A 20,241-nucleotide genomic window follows, 5' to 3' on the forward strand; every position below is an offset into this window, starting at 1 on the left:
ACTACACTTGCCATCGTGGCAGTCTCCTGTCCTTGGTAGGGGTCGAATTAACACAAATCAATTCCTACCAAACAGGGACTGCCCGTTTCAAGCTAAACAAATCTGCGCAACTATTAGGACGTTATCAAATAATATTATCTCCCCCCCGATTCTTATTCTTACTGTTATAGAAATTTTTTATTATTGGGGGGATTATTAGAAGAGTTCTTAGGAGACTTCTTGGGGGATTTATCTATTGTTGATTTGGGGGGGGAATCTATTGTCTTTTTCGGGGCCAGAAATTTCAACAGTTGTTTCTAGCGATGCGATTGCAATTTAATTGCGGCACCAAAAACGGCATCAAAAAAATATAAAAATAAATTCAATATGCCAGAGAATCTTTAGACAGTATCTGTTGTCTAGGTATATTAAAAATAGAAAGAAATTTTTGGAAATGTTGAGCATACTCCAGAAATTCTGGTGTATAGATCAGTTAGGAAAGATTGATTCTTTCTCTTCTACCTAGGTAATGTGTGATTCTTTCGCGGTTTTAACTCAGCGGACAGTTCTGTCTGAAAATCCGTACCTACAAAACCTATCTCCGCCCGTTAAAGACAAAAAGAGAGAATGTATAAAAAAACAAAAAAACCGAAAGATAGCAAGACAATTAAGAGTCAAGTAATCATTAAAAGAAAATACATATAGCATAGAAAAAATATAATGTTTTTGCCTTTTCCGCAAACTAAAAAACTTAAAGCGCAATAAAGCTAATCAATGTTAAGTATGAGGGTATCGGTCGGGATATATTTTTTTAAAAAGGAGGCGAGTAATGAGTAATTACAATGAACTGCAAAAAGAATTAGAGAAATTAGAACGTGATATGGGGGATGATGTATCAAAAATAAAGAAATACCTAGAAGAATTGGGCATAGAATCAGAAGCTAATAGCGTAGGGCTAACCTTAGCGTGCCCTAAATGTAAAAAACGATCTATAAACCTCAGAATAAAAGACAACAAATACCCAACATTTAAGTGGCGATGTTATGGCTGTAGAATTAGTCTAAGTCATTTCGATAATCTGATTGGGCTAATTCGGCTGCATAAGAATATTAGCCCCCGCGAAGCAATGAATATGCTCATCGATGTTGTTCGCAAGCCAAAAGGCGAAGTACCATATGGAATTTTAATCTTCGGGAAATATGCCGGAATTCCACTAAATGAAGTTCCTCCGCATTATCTTCACTGGGTAGTTCGGGAAAGTAAATCAATCGATGATGAAACTAAAAATAAATTAATAAATTATCTCTATGTCCCATCTAATCAAGAAGAAAAGAGAAATCCATATATATATCAAGATGTTTGGGATGACGCACCATTCTAACTCTAAGGATTTAGGATTCTATTTTTTATTATTATTCTTTCATTCCCGCCAAATCCCCCCAAAGGGCTAAATGATATTCTGACCTTGCTATATCTTCTTAGCCCATCATCATCCCGCTATTCACTCTCAGATAGCCCCAAATCTTCATTGTTCTTAGGCTACTTCTTAGCCCTAAATCTTGTTCAAAAATCATATAACAAACAAAGAAATTCAATCCAGAATATAGATTTTATTTTTTTATTTTTTTGATTGCCCGCCGATTCTCGGCGAAAGGCCCCCAAAGACCTATATTCCTACTTGCTATACATTCTTAGGCCCGAAAGACCGGAAAAGAATAATAACAAAGAAAAAAATATTAGATGGGGGATTAAGAATCTAACCAGCTGCTAAAGAATTCTTTGTTGACTCGATTTCGGCATTGATATCATTGGGCCGCTTGCCCCCCCCTCAACTCTTCATTCCTTCAGGCAATCCCCAAAATCCCCCTAAGAACTCATTCTCTCTATTGATTCATTAGGCTTCATTGTTTTTATCCCCCCTAAAGAACTCCAAAAAGATTCTATTAGTACTCAAAGATTTTATTTATTTTTTTATTCTGGCAAAAATCCCCATAACATTCTGAACTTGCCATATCTTGCCGCTTGTCGGCGATCTTCTCTGACCTCATCTTAGGCCCCACTATTAGTTCTAATCTTAGCCGCTCAACTAATCTTTGATTCTTAGGCCCCAAATCTTCTTATTCCCCCCTAATTAATCTTCCCCCCAACAATTCAAAACAACAACAGAAAGAAGAAAGAGATAGAGAAATATTATATTTTTTTATTTTTTTGACTCCCCCGCCAATTCTCGGCGAGTCGCCCCGAAAGGCCTATATTCTTACTGCTATATCTTAGGCGATTGTCGGCGCTCTTCTGGTCTGATCTAGGCCCCCGCTGTTGGCTCTCAGATTAGCTCTCAACTCTTCTCTGGTCTTAGGCTACTTCTTAGCCGCTCAACTCTTCTCTGACCTCATCTTGCCCCCTCATCAACTCTTATCCCTCCCCCAAATCAATTTTTTCCCTGTAATAAACCATCCAGAAAACGGCATTGGGAATATTTTTTTTATTTTTTTTAGAAGAGCCTGAATCGGTACTTTTAGTAAGAAAACAGCGGGCCCCCAATCGCGATAATAGTGTTCGCTGAAACGTCTGCTAGTTGTTTGACTATTGAGAACAGATTCAAGAGGTCAGAGCCACAAGCTTGGTAAGCTGAGAGCGCATTTGTAAGGACCACGGCTAGAGATCCGTCGGTAGAGCGCTTGGCCTTTGATGGCTCGAAGCGATTTATTTTTTTACGCGGAGAGGTAGTTTTGTGTTACAAAACTCACATAAACCTAAGGAGTCGGATGCGACACAAATCCTGACCTGCAAATGAGTTGCAGTGATCGGGCTTGGTGGAAAAGAGGGGAGTTTTGTTTTGTAGAAAAAGTTTTCTACGAAATGATCGTGACTAAACCCTCTCCATGATGCGCAGAAGCGATAGAAGAAGACTGGCTTTACGCAACTCGCGCTTGCCCGGCGAATCCCTCGTCTGGATATCCAAAGTGGCGACCAACATGACCAAGTTGACTACCATGCCCAACGTGAGACGCAGAGAATTGTCCGAATCCCCAAACACACAGCCCCAAACCCAATTGCCTGCCCCTCCCATGATCACTAACCTACTGCCACAATGAATCATGCCAATTTCTGAACTCTCACTCAGCGACACGCCAGTCAATGTAGCCGATCGGCTCGCGCATTTTGCTGAGCGGATGCCGCTTTCGGTGGCGGTGGCGTGTCCAGGATTCGGTGATGCAGCGGGACGCAATAGCTACGCCACCTGCACCTTTGCGGAACTCGACCGTGATGCGACGGCACTGGCTCGTGGCTTGGTCGATCTGGGGGTGACGCCGTGTACGCGGCTGGCGCTCCTTGTGAAACCCGGTGTCGAGTTCGTAAAACTGGTGTTCGCTCTTTTGCGATCGGGCGCGACTACGATCTTGATTGATCCAGGAATGGGCAAGAAGCATTTAGTAAATTGCCTCGCGGCTTCCGAGCCCGAGGGCTTCATCGCGATCAGTCCCGCCCAGGCTGCGCGGACACTGCTCAGGAAACGGTTTCCTCAAGCAAAATTCAATGTCACTGTCGGTCGCCGCTGGTTCTGGGGGGGAACAACTTACCGACAACTAATGGCCACAGGAGCAACATCCACCACTCGCTTGCCGGCTTCGCGCGCCACCGACCCCGCAGCAATCATTTTCACCAGCGGCAGTACAGGCCCACCTAAGGGCGTCCTGTACACGCATCAAATGTTCGACACCCAGGTTGCTGAGATCCGCCGCGAGTACGACCTCCAACCCGGTGGAGCAGACTTAGCATGCTTTGCATTGTTCGGCCTGTTCAACTCTGCGATGGGGATCACCACGGTCTTTCCAAAAATGGATTTTTCACGCCCCGCTTCTGCCGACCCTCGTCGTCTGATCGCAGCTGCGAGTGATTGGCAAGTGACCCAGGCTTTTGCATCTCCTGCAGTTTGGGATAAGCTGAGCACCTATTGCCAGCAGCACGGCGAGCAAATTCCCACCCTGCGAAAAATATTTTCCTGCGGCGCACCAGTGCCAGCCAAGGTACTGCAACGAACCTTGGCCTGCGTCGATGCCTATGCCGAAATGCACACCCCCTACGGCGCAACGGAAAGTCTCCCCGTGGCAACTATTGCTGCTAGCGAAGTGCTTACTGAAACTGCCGAACTGACCGCACTTGGCGCAGGAGTGTGCGTGGGCCGCAAATTTAATTCGATCGATTGGCGAGTAATACGAATCACCGATGAGCCCATTGCGAATATCGCCGACGCCGAAGCATTGCCGCCCGGCGAAATCGGCGAACTCATCGTGCGCGGCCCGCAAGTATCGCCGGGGTATATGGGAGAGGCACGAGGCGCGAGTAGCGAGGCGCTAGTCAGAGAAGATTTGACTAGCGTCCAGCGCTTAGCGCCTAGCAACTCCTTAGCAAAGATTACCGACGGCAACACCCTCTGGCACCGAATGGGGGACGTCGGATACTTTGATTCACAAGAGCGATTCTGGTACTGCGGACGCAAGAATCATCGCATTGAAACCGCCGATGGAACCATCTTCTCGGTTCCTTGTGAGGAGATATTCAATACGATCCCGACTGTTGCTCGCGCAGCTGTGGTGGGAATCGGTCCTGCGGGGGATCAAAGTCCCGTAGCAATACTTGAGTTATTTCCTAGCAGGGGGAAAAAGGTGACTTGGTCTTCAAGCGACTGCAAGGAAGCCAAAGAGTTGGCTAAGCGTTTTCCACAAACGACTACGATTGAGAACTTCTTGCACTATCATCAAAAACTCCCTGTCGACGTACGCCACAACTCAAAAATCAATCGCGAGCAACTGGCGGAGTGGGCAGTTAAAGAGTTGGGTGAACACAAAATGCAGCGTTGAATCTACCGGGGACGGGACGACCCCACTCACTACTCACCACTCACCACTCACCACTATCCCATGCACACTCTCGTAACTGGCGGAGGAGGTTTTCTCGGGCGCGCAATAGTCGAGCAACTTCTTGCGCGCGGCGATCGAGTGCGAAGTTTCAGTCGCGGCACTTACCCAGACCTGTCCGAGATGGGCGTAGAAGTCGTGCGAGGCGACATCCAAGATGCGAGAATCATCGCTCAAGCGTGCGAAGGAATCGACTGTGTATTCCACACAGCGGCGATCGCCGGCATTGGCGGACCCTGGCAACGATTCTACAAAGCGAACACCGTGGGCACGCAGAATGTCATCGCCGCGTGCCGAACCCACGGCGTGCCACGACTGGTCTACACCAGCAGCCCCAGCGTGACATTTGCCGGTCATGATCAGGAGGGCGTGAATGAATGCGATGCACTTATCGATTTAACCTGGCTCGAACGAAACGGCTGCCACTACTCTCGCAGCAAAGCCTTGGGTGAGCAGGCGGTACTCGCGGCCAACAGTGAACCACTTGTCACTTGTGCATTGAGACCGCATCTGATTTGGGGGCCCGGAGATCCGCATCTAGTGCCGCGACTGATTGAGAGGGTGCGTAGCGGTCGGCTGCGACGCGTGGGTGACGGTACAAATCTGGTCGACGTGATCTTCGTCGAAAATGCAGCAGCAGCCCACCTGCAAGCGGTAGACACCCTCACCCAATCCAATTCGCCCGTGGCAGGCAAGGCGTATTTCCTCAGCCAAGGGGAGCCGGTCAATTGCTGGCCGTGGATCGACGATATTCTAGCCCTGGCGAATCTGCCAGCTGTGGACAAGTCAATTTCTCTAAGTGTTGCCTTGCGAATAGGCAAGGTTTGCGAATGGGTGTATCGAATCATCGGTACCACGCAGGAACCCCCCATGACTCGATTTCTCGCCTGGCAGTTGGCCAGCTCCCACTGGTTCGACATTTCCGCCGCTCGCCGGGACTTTGGCTACCAGCCTCAGGTCTCCACTGCTGAAGGGATGCAGCGGCTTGGCGAATGGCTGAGGCAGCAATAATCGCGACCTAGCCGATTCCAGCGGCGGGAATTACAATCAGTAGCTTGCATTTTCCGCAAATCATCCACTGTCATTTGAAGAGGACGCCGTGCTTCGTACCCATACCTGTGGTCAACTTTCTGAAAAACTCGATGGAGAAACTGTCACACTCTGTGGTTGGGTCGATAGCTACCGCGATCATGGCGGTGGTTTGTTCGTCGATCTCCGCGACCGATACGGCATTACCCAGGTGGTCTTCAATCCTCCCGATTCTTCCTCGGCAGTGATCGAGGCGAGTAAGTCGCTCCGGGCCGAGTATGTGATCCGAGTCACTGGCAAAGTTGCCCCCCGCCCCGAAGGGATGGCCAACCTGCGCCTGGCAAGTGGTGCGATCGAACTGCGGGCTACTAAGTTGGAACTCTTGAACAAGTGCCTCACACCTCCCGTTTCGCCCAGTGCCGATGAAGCCCCTGGCGAAGACTTACGTCTCAAGTATCGCTACCTCGACCTGCGTCGTACCGAGATGCAAAAGACAATGATGCTGCGAGCCGCCTTGATTAAGGACATGCGTGATTATTTCGCCGAGCACGATTTCATCGACGTGGAAACCCCGATCCTCGGTCGCAGTACTCCCGAAGGGGCCCGCGACTATCTTGTCCCCAGCCGCGTGCATCGCAACATGTTTTACGCCTTGCCGCAGTCTCCCCAATTGTACAAACAGATCCTGATGATCGCGGGGTATGATCGCTACGTGCAAGTCGCACGCTGCTTTCGGGACGAAGACTTGCGTGCCGACCGTCAGCCCGAATTCACGCAGCTCGACGTGGAGATGGCCTTTGTTGACGCCGACGACATCATTGGATTGATCGATGGTCTGGTCGCGCGGCTGGCGAAGCAACATCTTGGAATCAAAGTTCCTACTCCTCTGCCTCGCATGACTTATGATGAGGCAATGGAGCGATTCGGCCACGACGCACCCGACCTGCGATTCGGGATGGAAATCGTCGATTGTACCGATCTGGCAGCCGAAACAGAGTTTCGAGTATTTCACAGTGTCGCCACCTCCGGCGGTCGTGTGCGAGCGATCAATGCCAAGCGTGGAACGGATCAATACTCCCGCCGAGGAATCGACGCTCTCACTGAGTTTGTAGCCGAGTACGGTGCGAAGGGCTTGGCTTGGTTCCGAGTCGAGGAAGACGGCACGCTCAATTCCACGATCGCCAAGAATTTCACTCCCGATTTGCTCAAGAAAATCGGCGACCGCCTTTCTGCTGAACCTGGAGACTTGTTGTTGTTCGTGGCCGACTCGTTTGCCGTGACATGCAAAGCACTCTATGCCCTGCGTTCAAAAATCGCTCGCGAGATGAAGCTCTACGAGCCAGGGCAGATGAATTTCTCCTGGGTCGTCGAGTTTCCGATGTTCGAGCGGGATGAAGAAGAAGGCCGCTGGCAGGCCATGCACCACCCTTTTACAGCCCCTCGTGACCAAGACCTGGAACTTTTGGACTCCGACCCAGGCAAGTGCCGCGCCAAGGCGTACGACCTTGTCGTCAACGGCTACGAAGCTGGTGGCGGCACAATCCGAATCCATGACAATAAGGTCCAAAGCAAGGTGTTTTCGCTGTTGGGCATCGACGAAGCTACCGCCAAAGATCGTTTCGGCTTTCTGCTGGATGCCCTGCAATATGGTGCCCCACCCCACGGCGGCATCGCCCTGGGGATCGACCGCTGCGTGATGCTGTTTGCCCAATTGGAAAATATTCGCGATTGCATAGCCTTTCCCAAAACGCAAAAGGCTACCGATCTGATGACTGAAGCGCCCGGCGAGGTCGAAGCGAAACAACTCCGAGATCTTGCGATAAAATTGGTCGAGTAACCGGTTATGCCGGTGGCGGTAGTTGACTGCCAGAGCCAGACTTTCGACAATCGGGTATCGCTCAAGCATTCAATTCACTTCTCCGCGAGACTAGGCTTGCAGCAAGGAGTCTTTTGTCATGACGATTAATTTATCATTACGAATTTCGCAAATTGCAATTGTTCTCTCCGCATTGCAAATCGGTTGCTCGCAATCGCCTTCAGACCATTCCGTGGCACAACTGGCACCCAAACAGCAAGTTCAAACTGAAGTTGAATCGCCCTCCTATTCGCAGGCTGAACAGTCGTCGTCTTCCACGGATTTCCAGCCCAACCTCAAACCCCATGTGGTCCGCAAGGAGATTGCGGAGGAAAACTCCTTGGAGGTTCCGGAAGTATTCCTGAGTACCTCGCACTCGGCGATGTGCCGCGTGCGGGTGGAAGACGAACTACCGGAAATTAAGCTGCAGAAATTGTCAGGCGGCGAAGCTTCTTTGAGTTCACTCCTTGGGAGCCAAGCGACCGTCGTCCTCTTCTGGCACCCTGATCCCTGGATGAGTCGCATGGCTCTAGCTGATCTGGAAAGAGAAGTCTTTGCGAGCGCGGAACCTGGGAAAGTTGCAGTGGTGGGAATTGCGGTAGAAACCCCAACGGAGAAAGTAGAACAAGAAGTCAAAGCGGCATTAGCAAGCTACCCGCAACTCATCGATGTTGACGGCAAGGCTTTTGACAAAGTCGGCATGGTCATGCTTCCCCGCATCTATGTGCTCGATTCATCAGGCAAAATCGTGTGGTTCGACATCGAGTATAGCGAGAGCACACGACGAGAGTTGAAGCAGACGCTGGAAGTGCTGGCGGGGAACGAGTGAGGCAGTCCACCGATCGGCGATCTGCTGGTCCCGCAGCGAGATCCGGTCGCGAGAGAATTTCATCGCATTGGCTAATTCACTTCGGCCGGCTTACGACTTTTTTCTCGGCCAGCTGCTCTTGCCACTCTTTCACCATCTGAAAAGCTTCCAGCGGGGTGGTACTATCCAGTTGTACTCCTCGAATAGTCTCTAAGAGAGGATGGTCCATCGTCTCAAACAGCGTCATCTGCATGGGATGTCCATTTCTTGATGGGGGATCGCTGAGAGAACCAGATCCCTTTTGCTCATGCTGGGTTTCTAATTGGGCAAGAATCTTTTCGGCGCGCTGATTCACTTCGCGGGGAACGCCAGCCAGTTTGGCAACATGGATGCCATAGCTCTTGTCGGCCGCGCCAGGGACGATCTGGTGAAGGAACACGACTTCTCCCTGCCATTCTTGCACGGCCACGTTCAAGTTCTGTACTCCCGAATGCGTCGCTTCCAAGTCGGTCAACTCGTGGTAGTGTGTGGCAAAGAGAGTCCGGCAACCGATACGGTCATGCAGATACTCGACCACCGCCCAGGCAAGAGACAGGCCATCGTAAGTGCTTGTTCCGCGACCAATTTCATCGAGGATCACAAGACTCCGCTCGGTGGCAGTGTTGAGGATACGAGCCGTCTCAGTCATCTCGACCATGAAAGTACTCCGGCCGCGGGCCAGATCATCGCTGGCCCCGACACGGGCAAAGATACGGTCGGCCACTCCAATCGTCGCCCGCTTGGCAGGAACGAAACTACCGACCTGAGCCAACAGTGTGATCAGCGCCACTTGGCGAATGTAAGTACTTTTCCCAGCCATGTTGGGGCCGGTAATGAGGAGTAGCGAGTTTCGAGGCACGATTTTCGAGTTGTGTGCTATCTCTCTTTCCTCGCAACTCGCAACTTGTGCCTTACAACTTACATCATTCGGTACGAAAGTCCCTTCCGGTTCGGTAATGTCGAGTACCGGATGGCGACCTTCTTCGATGTCGAGTACCGGGTTAGCACTCATCTCGGGACGCACATAATTGCGTGTGCGGGCCAGTTCAGCCATTGAGGCTAGCACATCAATCTCAGCCAAGGCCTCGGCGGTTCCTTGCAAGCGGCGCGTCGCCGATGCCACTAGTTCGCGCAGCTCAACAAAGAGCTCGTATTCCAAGTCTTGCGATCGCTCCTCAGCGGCCAGCACTTTTTCTTCGTGCTCTTTGAGTTCAGGCGTGATGAAGCGCTCAGCATTTTTGAGCGTCTGCTTGCGAATAAAATTCGCGGGAACTTTTTCGCGGTGGGTGTGGGTCACCTCCAAGTAGTAACCAAACACCTTGTTGAAACCCACCTTGATGCTTGGGATGCCAGACTCTTCAACGGCCCGAGCTTGATACTCTGCCATCCAGCGTTTGCCACCCCGCATGAGTTCTCGTTGCTCGTCGAGTTCGGCATGAAAACCGCTGCGAATAAATCCGCCGTCGCGAGTCGTGAGAGGGCAGTCATCTTCCAATGCCGCTTCCAGTCGGCCGCGGATATCGGCGCACAAATCGATCCGAGATTCGAGTAGCGCAAGTCGCTCGGCACTTCTCCCAGTCAATTTGGCCTTCACCTTCGGCAGGCTACTGAGCGTCCGTGCGACAAAACACAAATCCCGAGGTGTCGCGCGGCCCGTAGTAACACGGGCCAAGAGCCGTTGCATGTCATAGATCGCCTTGAGCTCGGTCCGCACCTCGGCAGTCACAGCGGGGTGGACAACAAGTTCGCCGACCGCATCGAGCCTTGCATTGATCCGCTCGACATCCGTAAGCGGACTGCCAAACCAATCCCCCAGCAGCCTAGCGCCCATGGCTGTCACCGTACTATCAACTACCCCCAGTAGCGATCCCTCCCGGCGACCCTCGCGCAGTGATTGCGATATCTCCAGACTGCGGCGCGTTGCCTGATCAATTTCCAGTGCATTACCGACTCGGTAGGGAAAAAGGCTGGCGATATGATCGAGTGAAGACTTCTGTGTCTCAGTCAAATAATCGAGTACCGCTCCTGCAGCCGACAGGGCAGGGGAGTCGTCTTCCTCAAAGCCAAAGCCCGAGAGCGACTGGGTACCGAAATGCTTAGTGAGTGCCGACTGCGCTGCTTCAGAGCCAAACGCCCAGGCTGGTCGACGCGTAACGAGACGCCCTTCACTCCATGAGGGAGGAAGTGGCGCTGAGTCGTCGCTGACCAACAATTCCACCGGTGCAATGCGGGCCAATTCGTCGTCCAACTTCGCTGTCGAAACAACAGCGGCTTCAAAGCGGCCGGTGGATATATCAATCCAAGCGAGGCCGGATTTTCCCTCTGACTTAGGTAGGTTACGTGAAATAGCCAACAGAAAATTGCTTTCCGCCGGATTCAAAAGTGCATCGTCGGTCACCGTGCCCCGACTCACCACGCGCGTAATGGCCCGCTTGACGATCCCCTTCGCCTGCCTTGGATCTTCCATTTGTTCACAGACCGCAGCACGCAATCCGGCAGAAATAATCTTGGTCAGGTAGCTGTCGAGCTGATGGTGGGGAAAGCCAGCCATAGCGACGGGATTCTCCCCTTTGTCGCGGCTGGTGAGCGAAAGCCCCAACACCCGCGCCGCCGTCTTGGCGTCCTCAAAGAACAGCTCATAGAAATCTCCCATCCGAAACAAGAGCAGCGCATCCCCAGCAGCCTCTTTGGCCTCATGGTATTGCTGCATCATGGGGGTTACTGACATGGACGTTTGCTCCGCGTGAAATTGCAGAGGTCCATGCTAGCGGATCATTGAGCGGTTTTGGAGGGGTGAGGAGATGAAGGAATCGATGAATGGGGGAAGGAAGACCAAAGAAATTCCTGCATTCCCAAATTCCATCGTTTTCCTACTCGACTAGCAGTTCCTCTTCGGCACCGTTATTAATCTCGAGTTCCCCACTATCTTCCAGACGGCGAATAATGTCGACAATTTCCTGCTGCTTAGCCTCGACCGCTGAGAGTTTGACTGCACCCAGGAACTCTAATTCCTCACGAAGCATATCACCAGCTCGCTGCGACATGTTGTTGAATACTTTTTCCTTGAGTTCAGAACTGGCACCCTTGAGTGCCATCGACCACTGCGAGTTTTCGACATTCTTGAGCACGATTTGCATGTCTTTGTCGTTAAACTTGACCATATCCTCAAAGACGAACATCAACCGGCGAATTTCCTCCACCAGATCGGGATCTTCCTGGGATAGGTTCTCAAGCAAGGTTCGTTCGGTCGTGCGGTCGGACACATTGAGCATCTCTGCCACCGCTCCCACACCACCTGCATTTTCAAAACTCTGGCCCATCAGACTCGACATGCGGCGTTCGAGTCCTTGCTCGACCTCGTGGATAATGTCTGGGCTGGTCTGACCCATGGCAGCAATGCGCTGCACTACCGACATTTGTCGCTGAGCAGGAAGGCCAGCGAGAATCTCGGCACCCGACTGAGCGGGCAGATGCGACAAAATCAGTGCAATGGTTTGGGGATGTTCATCGACCACATAGGTCAGGATGTTCTGGCTATCGACATGCCGCAAAAAGGAGAATGGAATCTCTTCAATGGACTGCCGAATATTGTCCAGCGTGGAATTGGCATTCTTGCCAAGCGCCATTTGCACAAGCTGCTTGGCCCGATCAAGTCCACCTGATTCGACAGAACTGGAAGGGTTCGACTCCGCAAACTGCAATATCACCTGATCTTGTTCCTGCGTAGGAACACCCTTAAGTCGTGCTAATTCGATCGATACCTGCTCGACTTGCTTGGGGTCTAAGCGTGATAGAATCGCGACCGCCTCTTCTTCTGGAAGCGAGGCGAGCAATACAGCGGCTTTGCGAAGGTCATTCATGCTAGTTCGTTAGAAAAGAGTTCAGCGCAGCACTCGCGCCAGGAAAGCTTGGGAGACTCAAACATAGAATCGGCCAACCAACTTGGGGGACTTGAGCAGAGTTTGACGAATAGAGCAGGGGTATCGCCTACTGAAATCGGTGCTAGCAATCGACTTCATGAGCGAATCTCGTAGTTACCCCATTGCCCGTCGCATTCATCCACCCCAACGCAGAGGCGTTTAGGAGAAATGCCTGGCATAGCTTCTAAGAGCAGATTGGCGATATGCCTTGCCAGCAACTCCGCTGTGGTATTGGCCAGCGGCAAGAGCACGCAGTCCTGGCAAGGGAAAACCCAGCGGCGCGCGCCATGTTCCACGTGCACCTCTTCCCCCTCGACAGCAACGCGAATTGTCGGATGCTCCAGCGGCAGCAACATGCGATGGTCCAGTGAATCAACAATTTTCTGGAGTGCATCTCGGACCACCATGAAATCGACCACGTAGTGATTTTCGTCAAGCGGTCCGTGAATCTCCGCCGTCACATGGTAGTTGTGCCCGTGCAGGGGTTCGCAAATGTCACCATTGTAGGTGATGAAGTGCGCAGCACTAAACACAAAGCGTTCTTTGCTCAGTCGTATGTAGTATGTTTCTTCCAAGAATCTATTTTTCCGTAACGGGCTAATATTGAAAGTAATCGAGTGGCTTGTTGTGAGTACGTGAGTAGGTGAGTAAGTACTCGTTAATTCACTTACTCACTGACTCGCTCTTACTCAATAAAACCTCACAGGCCATTCTACGCGATTCTCACGCAGCAGCACAAACAACCCCGCCGCGATCAGGTCCGCTGAGGTCCCCGGATTGCGGCGGTGGCCATCCGCGCGGAGCCAGAAGTCGAACTCTGCGACTTCCTCGTCAAACGATTCATCCCCCGGTTTGCCAAGCGAGAGGACTTTGGCCGCCCGCTGGGATACCAGACGGCTGAATTCCATCCCACATTTGCGTGTGATGAGACTATCGGGATAGTCCGCGAGCAATTCGAGAAAAGCTGCCACGATGGCCGCACAAAGTGGCCTACCAGCCCCAGCGATCCGATCCGCCACCCAGAATACTTGCTCAAAACTATTCGTGTACTGTCGGGCGACCATATCTCGATCGGCCCCCAACTTCATCGCTTCAAGCAGAGTAATATTGGGTGTCCCTTCGTTGACGTCGGCAGTGTCTGCCCTGCCGAGCCCGCCAGGGTTGGCCAACACAATTGACTCGTAAACACAATGAGTGTCTGCGGGGGTCAAAGCACGCAGCACTTCCGAGATTCCAGCTTGCAGCGAGATGTCAGCTTTGACCGCGGCTAGCGGGCCCAGCAGCAATACGGTCCCCAAGTAAGTGTTCGTGCCCACAGAGTTTTGAATGGCAGCAATGCAATCCAGCACGGCACGCCCGACACCCACTTTGCTCGCCGAGGCGATCGGTTTGCCAAGAATCGCTGCGCTGGTCAGAAAATCCGCAAAAGTGACATCCTCGAAATCTGCCCCGCGATAGACATTCCCGGGCTTGGGTGCGGTCGCCTCCCAGATGCAGGCCAGCGTCGCACAGGCTGCGAGATCCATCATGCATTTGCTCCAGCGCTAAGATCAGCTGTGCGTGTCAAGAAATCGGATACGATTTGCTCCGCTTCCTTCGGGGCATCTTCTACAACCCAGTGCCCCACGTCGGCCAGCCGATGCACTTCTGCCGCAGGCCACGCCTGACAAAACTTCTCCAGACACTCTGGAGTAAAACACCAATCCTGCATTCCCCAGATCAAGAGCTGGGGTAAATGCGCGAGACTCGGCAAAGCATCCTCGATCTCACCCAAGGTCTGCCAGGTCGGATGACTCGCGGAGAGCGGAATATCTTTCACGAATTGGTACACAGCAGCACGGCGCGTCCAACTGTCATAAGGCGCCAGGTATCCGTCGGCCACATCAGGGTCAAGTCGGCTAGTTCGAAAGAGCGTCATCCGCAACGCCGCTCGCGAAAACGCATTGCCACCTTGCAGCGCGAACTTTCCAAAAACTGGCCACCGACAGACGCGAATCCGCCAGGGAATAAACCACGGTCGAAAAGCACCTGTGTTGAACAACACGATCCGCTCGAACCGACTTCGTTCTTGGAGGAGTGTTCCAAGCCCAATGGCACCTCCCCAATCCTGGGCCACGAGTGTGACTCGACGGAGATCCAGTTGTCTGACAAGTTCCACTAAATTCCGAATGTGATCGGCCAATAGCAATGGACGAGTCTGTAGATCGCTCAAACCACATCCAATGTGGTCGGGGGCAACACAACGAAATCGCTCACGGCGCGCTTCGATCAAGCGCCGCCAATGAAATGACCAGGTGGGATTCCCGTGGACAAACAGCAGCGTCTGGCCAGCATCCTCCGGTCCTTCGTCGACATAGTTCATGCGCCCGCCTGCCACATCGCACAAATGGCGGGTGAAGGGGTAGTGTTGCTGCCAGGAATCGCCAGTGTCAGGTTGATTACTCAACGTAGTGCTCGAAATTTTGGAGGGAACCACCATTCTAAAGAACGGTTCAACGATAGCTTCGGTAAATTGATTTACTCCCCAGGTTGGTTTGAACAGGAGAAAAGAGAGACAACAGAGCGAATGAACAATAGGTTGGAAGATTAATCTTTACAGATCTCTGTTGTCTCTGCTTCCACTTGTTCATTCAAGGCCCATGATGCTCCCCTTATTTCCGAGGCCAAGCGAACTCTTTCTCCTGTCGAAATCGGGAATTTATTTACTCAAACTGAAAAGAGACGAATGATTTGCCACAGAGCACACAGAGAACACCGAGGAATTCAAGCATGTAGTCGAAGCAAGTAGAGAGCATACATCATCTCCCCGGTGTCTCTTTCATTCCTTACCTCTGTGACCTCCTTGCTACTAAGGGTGAAAGTTTTCGCAGTCTACACAATTTTTTCAGAATAATTACCATCAGTCCAAACGAGATTTGAAGTTAGGTGCCGTGCGGTACAGTCCCAACTAATTCCAAATCGATTATTTGAAACAGGAGATAACAGAGCAAACGGAGTCTCTGAGTACTGTTCTCTGTTGCCTCCGTTTCCTCATGTTCACAATAATTTTGGTTGCGGCTTGGTGCCGCGCTGGGACCTCTGTGGTTCAAGTCTTTTCACGTTGAGTTATTGGCCTCGCCCGGATGTCGGCCCGTTGGTGACTGTGTGGCGATTCATGATAGTCTTGTTGGTCAACCTGGTCATGTTGGTCACCACTTTGAATATTCCAGACTGCGTAAAGCCAGTAATCATCTATCGCTTCTGCGCATCGTGGCGGGGGTTTTGTCGCGGTCATTTCGTAGAAAACTTTTTTTTCAAAACTAAACCCCCTCCTTTTCCGTGGGGCCGGCTTTCCGCAAAGCGTTGATGGGTTGAGGCTTACGTCGTTGCCGGGGTCGTCGAGTATTGTGAGTTTTGTAACACAAAACCACGTCTCCGCGTGACAAAACTAAATCGCTTCGCGCAATCGAAGGCCAGGCACTCTACCGACGGATCTCTAGCCCAGTCGCCGGTCTTGGGCAACAAAAAAACAATTCGATTATCAAGGTACTTGCCTGGTGGATGGCAAGACACATTGTACTAACCAGAGTGGCACAATTTCTACTAAAAAAGTGACGAGTGGAGAGTGGCGAGAGGGGGAAAGCCGTAAGCCGGAACGAGTAATCCAGAGCGGGACCTAGCCGTAACCAAAATTCGTGGAACAGGAGTTAACCAAGCTAACAGAGAGAATGAAAGCAATGAAGGAAGAAACACTTATGTTCGCTAATATTCACTAACCTGGATTAGCACTGATTAGCGTGGATTAGTGTTCCTGATTCTATCCTTTCCATTCCCTCCGTTTTCTTTGTTACCTCATGTTCAATAAATTGATGCAAGCTGCCAAGATTTGTATCATTACTCCTACGGAAATAGAAGGAATAGGAGGAATTGGGGAATGGAGGAATGTTCATACTACGGCTACAACCGAGTTTTCATCCGTTAGGGTGAACACCATCATGCAGGCTCAAAGTGAAAACAGTTGCCGACCCAGTAACTTGAATCCACGGTGTTTGCTGCTTCAGGCTTATTAGCTGTTAGCTGTGAGCATTTGGCCAGAAAAAAGGCGAAACTGCGGCGATCTCTGGCTAAAAACTAATAGCTAACGGCTAACAGCTTACTTTGAGATTTTAACGAATCGCGCGGCCAAAAACTTGCGCAAAGTTACGACAAACTGCCTCTCCCAGTACCCTCCCCCGGGAGGGTCGGACGCGGTAGCGGCCGGGGAGGGGATTGGAGAAATTTCCGTATTGGGTTAGGCCCTGACTGCCAGAGCAGAAAATACCGCCACTCACGCCCAGGTTTCGGAGCCAACACAAACCGATAAGGAACGATTCAAGAATAACTTCGGCATTGTGGGGTACCCCCTGGATTGGTTGAACAGGAGCAATGGGAGACAACAGAGGGGATGAAAGGTAGGTTCAAGAGGGGTCTCCAGGTCAACGGCAGGGACGTTCACCCAGGGCCACAATGGAACCACTCACAGAGCGATTTTGAGGGGTCAAGGACGCAAACGTAAGTAGCGGCGGACGATAAAGCCGCTGTACTTAGCGGAATGCAGTTTTAGTGAGCAGATTTGCCCGCCACCGCTGGTTACGATTGGTTAGCAAGTAGTCGTTCTTATGGCAGCAGTTGTGACCACAGAGTGACCGCTGGCAGGTGTCGCTAGCTCAACAAAAGAGAATTTCGCCAAACATGGCCGCTAGCATTATGAGCACGTTATGGATGAAGTCTGTATCGCTGACGATTTGCAAACAATAACACGCACGTACCAAAGCCAAGCAACAGTGAGTTCGGCTCTGGGACGGTGCTGCTCGCAGCATTCAAGGAACTGCTGCTGTAGTTCGATTGCCAGTCTACCAAATTGCCGACGCTGGGATTGCGTTGCCAAACAAGGAAATCTTGGCCGTCGATGTCGCCATCAAGATCGAAGTCACCCGGCTCGGGTCCGATAGTGCTGAGGTAAAAAGCATAATCGGACGTAAGGTTCGTGTCATCTGGATAGTGATCTGGGGTGCCGTCCACCAGGGATTCCGGACCAATCTCAAAGAAAACCGTCGTCGACCCGGATCCGATCCGCTCATACTCAATCGTGGCGAAGAGGACTCCAGCGATTCCTGAAGGCAATCCGCCTCCAAGCGCTGAATTCGCGAATAAACCGACGAAGTCGTCCTCGAGGGAAGTTCTGGAAAGGCTCCAAGTGGATGGTTGTTCAGAGATCGAAGCGTCTGTAAACCTTACAACGCCAGGGGTACCCGGGCGTATTCCCAGGTCGATTCCGCCAAAGTTAAAACTTTCATTCTCTCCCACATCAACCCGCACCTCCAGTATCCCTGTAGCTCCTGTCGCCAGCGGACCTACATCTCCGGTCAAGTAAAATCGGCCCACTTCGTTGCCAGTCGGTTCAGGGGCTGGATCAAGTGGTGGAGATACATAGCTCGTGAATAAGCTGATGAAAGCACCTCGGTCCAAACTTGTAATCGAGCCGCTTTGGTTGATGTCAGCCGCAGGATTGTAGGGTTCAGGCCCACAGCAACTCAAATTGAATTGGTGCCAGAAGGGGGCGACGTCGAGTAAGGTAATGGTCGCAGAGTTGTTGAAGTCTCCGAGGGTAACAACTTCAGTGAATGTATTGTCCGGGGAAACTAGTGAGTAGGGGGCGGAAGCACTCGACAAAAAACTTCCTGCCGAGGAGAAGCCATCCGGATCAATACCGAAAGTAGGCCGAGGACCACTGGGCCAGGTGCCTGAGGCGATCAAACTGTCCCTGGTCACTGGAAAGTTGACACCGACCCCTGTCACAACTGACCCACTGAGGTCTTGTTGGTAGTTGATCTCCACCGTACCGTTAGACAACGTTTGAATGTAAGGACCACCGGTAGTCGGTTGGCCAATTCCCGACGCGAAAGAAATGGAATTGACATCGATGTTATTAAGCAAGCCGCGGGTTGCCGCTACACCAAAATCCCCTTCAGACCCGCCGCCGGTTTCTAGTTTCCGAGCAAACAGCTGCCAGGTACCCCCGCTGGTCGCATCGTTGGAGATGGTGTTCTTCAGGTCCAAGGTCAATTGAAGATCGTCGGCAAATGACGGAGAGATGTAAAGAAAAGCCAAGAGTATCGCGGAAGCACGCAACCACATAAGGCACACTTTCGATATGTTCGTAAAGCAAGCGTTAATGGTGACACTTGTCACCTGAACCGATTGTACCAGTACTGATTCACGAAGGCAAAAGCACTGTTTTTCGCCCGGGGCCAGGAGCGGCGGCGTGCCAAACCCCGGAACTTGGCCGCAACGCCACCCCAGCAACCACCCCCCACACCCCCAAATGGGGATTTTCTAGCGGCGGACGATAAAACCTTCCTGTAAGAGTCTGTCAAGTTAGAAAAGAAAAAAGTGGTTTCCTTCCAGGTTGCTGCGTACAAGTAGTGGTTTGCGTACTCGCCTGTTTTGTTAATTCGTTGATGGTCTTGTGGAAATTTACTGAATTTGATTGGGCTTGGTCATCGTTGCCGCTGCGGGAAGTTGCGATCGTTCTTTTCAATGGCGATTGCTCCCAACACATTCCTTCGCAAGGTACCACTCACGTTCACCGTGAGCGACTCTACCTGGTTGTGGTAGATGCATAGTTATGGCGTTTCCATGAGCCCTTGAAACGAGACTCCAATTCGTTTGCCACGATCGTGACAAGTGATACAGGTCTCTACCGGGATGCCGCTGTAGGTCGTATCATGCACGGTGACCTTTGCTTCTCGGCTTCCCTGGATCGAGTGGACTAACATGTGCCCTGGCTCGACACGAGAAATTGTGGGGTCCACCCTTCATAGAATCCCTCGTTGCTGTAAGGCGTATGGCACGAGGCACATCCGATGCCGCGATAGTCTCCCCGGGCTTGTCGGCCTTTGACAGCATGGTGGCAGCGTTCACATTCCTACCGGATGTAGGTAAAGGCGGCCAGACTGGGGTCCTCCTTGAGTCGTGCCAATTCATCTTTCTTCAATGCCTCGGGAAGCGATTTATGCTCATCGACAAAGACATTGGGTTCAATTTTTTGGAGAGCTTTCATGTAGGCACGGTACTGGTCGGTTGCCAGTCGATCGTGGGGGTCCTCGGGATTTTTTACTGCATAATTCCCCCAAGGTGTGCTTGTATCCCTCGAGAGAGCCAAATGCCCAAGAAGTCCCTTGGATTTTTCCCGCCTCGGTCATCATCAGACTGTGCCATTACACGCGGACATGCTCCTCGTGGCATTGTCCGCAGGTATGTTCATTGACCCAGGGACTGGCAGGAGCAGGATAGAACTGGCCTCCGTGGGCCGCCTGTTTGTCGTCGGAGATCGTTGGATCACCGCCGTGGCAGACAATGCATCCGGCTGGGTCAACTTGCTCGCGACCGCGGGTCATAATATTCGTCGAGCATCTGCGATCCTGGTTCACGGGTCAGTTCGATGCCAGCGTGGCATTTCATGCAGCCAGAGTTCGCCGCTTCCGGATAAACCTCTGAAATAGGATCGCCCGCCATTGCCTGGGAAGCAACAAGCAAGCAGACTAGTGTGAGCATCATGATTGTGGGTAGTGGAGCTAGGTTGGGTAATTTTTCCAGTAGTCGCCCCAGCCGCCGGGTTGGCTGAGGTAAAGGGCGCGGAGGTGGCAGACGGCGTCAGAGCCGGCTTCGCTC

General features: G+C 51.7%; 15 protein-coding genes. 5 read left to right on the forward strand and 10 right to left on the reverse strand.

Translation table 11 applies throughout. The features are described from left to right. Positions 1 to 808: 808 nt before the first annotated feature. Positions 809 to 1,360, forward strand: a complete 552-nt coding sequence (locus Pla144_RS24020; protein ID WP_146453254.1) for a DUF3820 family protein — start codon at positions 809 to 811, stop codon at positions 1,358 to 1,360. Positions 1,361 to 2,848: 1,488 nt separating this feature from the next. On the opposite strand, the gene Pla144_RS24025 is transcribed toward Pla144_RS24020, so the two are convergent. Then, positions 2,849 to 3,079, reverse strand: coding sequence for a hypothetical protein (locus tag Pla144_RS24025; RefSeq protein WP_146453255.1), 231 nt, complete (start codon positions 3,077 to 3,079; stop codon positions 2,849 to 2,851). On the opposite strand from Pla144_RS24025, the gene Pla144_RS24030 reads away from it, so the two are divergent. The 4 genes from Pla144_RS24030 (at position 3,078) to Pla144_RS24045 (ending at position 8,611) form a co-directional block, all read left to right on the forward strand. Beyond that, the gene (locus Pla144_RS24030; RefSeq protein WP_146453256.1) at positions 3,078 to 4,841 is read left to right on the forward strand and encodes a fatty acid CoA ligase family protein; all 1,764 of its coding nucleotides are present in this window, start codon (positions 3,078 to 3,080) and stop codon (positions 4,839 to 4,841) included. The genes Pla144_RS24025 and Pla144_RS24030 overlap by 2 nt on opposite strands. Positions 4,842 to 4,901: 60 nt before the next feature. Further along, positions 4,902 to 5,909, forward strand: a complete 1,008-nt coding sequence (locus Pla144_RS24035) for an NAD-dependent epimerase/dehydratase family protein (RefSeq protein ID WP_146453257.1) — start codon at positions 4,902 to 4,904, stop codon at positions 5,907 to 5,909. An 88-nt stretch (positions 5,910 to 5,997) separates the two neighbouring features. Beyond that, positions 5,998 to 7,764 carry an aspartate--tRNA ligase gene (gene aspS / locus Pla144_RS24040; protein ID WP_146453258.1) on the forward strand — a complete coding sequence of 589 codons (1,767 nt, stop codon included), beginning with the start codon at positions 5,998 to 6,000 and terminating at the stop codon, positions 7,762 to 7,764. A gap of 118 nt (positions 7,765 to 7,882) precedes the next feature. Then, positions 7,883 to 8,611: a TlpA family protein disulfide reductase gene (locus Pla144_RS24045; protein WP_146453259.1), complete on the forward strand. Its 729-nt coding sequence runs from the start codon at positions 7,883 to 7,885 to the stop codon at positions 8,609 to 8,611. Between the two features lie 76 nt (positions 8,612 to 8,687). Here Pla144_RS24045 and mutS read toward each other — a convergent pair whose 3' ends face one another. From mutS to Pla144_RS24940, 9 genes are all read right to left on the reverse strand, one after another. After that, entirely contained in the window at positions 8,688 to 11,357 is a 2,670-nt protein-coding gene (gene mutS / locus Pla144_RS24050) for a DNA mismatch repair protein MutS (protein WP_146453260.1), read from the reverse strand. A 142-nt stretch (positions 11,358 to 11,499) separates the two neighbouring features. Beyond that, positions 11,500 to 12,489: a flagellar motor switch protein FliG gene (gene fliG / locus Pla144_RS24055; protein ID WP_146453261.1), complete on the reverse strand. Its 990-nt coding sequence runs from the start codon at positions 12,487 to 12,489 to the stop codon at positions 11,500 to 11,502. Between the two features lie 155 nt (positions 12,490 to 12,644). Beyond that, positions 12,645 to 13,124: a 6-pyruvoyl trahydropterin synthase family protein gene (locus Pla144_RS24060; RefSeq protein ID WP_146453262.1), complete on the reverse strand. Its 480-nt coding sequence runs from the start codon at positions 13,122 to 13,124 to the stop codon at positions 12,645 to 12,647. Positions 13,125 to 13,238: 114 nt separating this feature from the next. Next, positions 13,239 to 14,078, reverse strand: a complete 840-nt coding sequence (locus Pla144_RS24065) for a triphosphoribosyl-dephospho-CoA synthase (RefSeq protein WP_146453263.1) — start codon at positions 14,076 to 14,078, stop codon at positions 13,239 to 13,241. Then, on the reverse strand, positions 14,075 to 14,995 hold the full coding sequence (locus Pla144_RS24070; RefSeq protein WP_231936540.1) for an alpha/beta fold hydrolase: 921 nt from the start codon (positions 14,993 to 14,995) through the stop codon (positions 14,075 to 14,077). The genes Pla144_RS24065 and Pla144_RS24070 overlap by 4 nt, the downstream gene beginning before the upstream one ends. Positions 14,996 to 17,283: 2,288 nt before the next feature. Continuing rightward, entirely contained in the window at positions 17,284 to 18,705 is a 1,422-nt protein-coding gene (locus Pla144_RS24075; RefSeq protein WP_146453265.1) for a hypothetical protein, read from the reverse strand. A 488-nt stretch (positions 18,706 to 19,193) separates the two neighbouring features. Next, complete coding sequence (locus tag Pla144_RS24935; RefSeq protein WP_197530987.1) at positions 19,194 to 19,382, reverse strand: hypothetical protein; 189 nt, start codon at positions 19,380 to 19,382, stop codon at positions 19,194 to 19,196. A 113-nt stretch (positions 19,383 to 19,495) separates the two neighbouring features. Next, entirely contained in the window at positions 19,496 to 19,630 is a 135-nt protein-coding gene (locus tag Pla144_RS25365) for a hypothetical protein (protein WP_261342344.1), read from the reverse strand. Between the two features lie 157 nt (positions 19,631 to 19,787). After that, positions 19,788 to 19,967, reverse strand: a complete 180-nt coding sequence (locus Pla144_RS24940; protein WP_197530988.1) for a hypothetical protein — start codon at positions 19,965 to 19,967, stop codon at positions 19,788 to 19,790. Positions 19,968 to 20,241: the final 274 nt, after the last annotated feature.

Origin of the sequence: Bythopirellula polymerisocia (assembly GCF_007860015.1) — a bacterium.
Classification (GTDB): domain Bacteria; phylum Planctomycetota; class Planctomycetia; order Pirellulales; family Lacipirellulaceae; genus Bythopirellula; species Bythopirellula polymerisocia.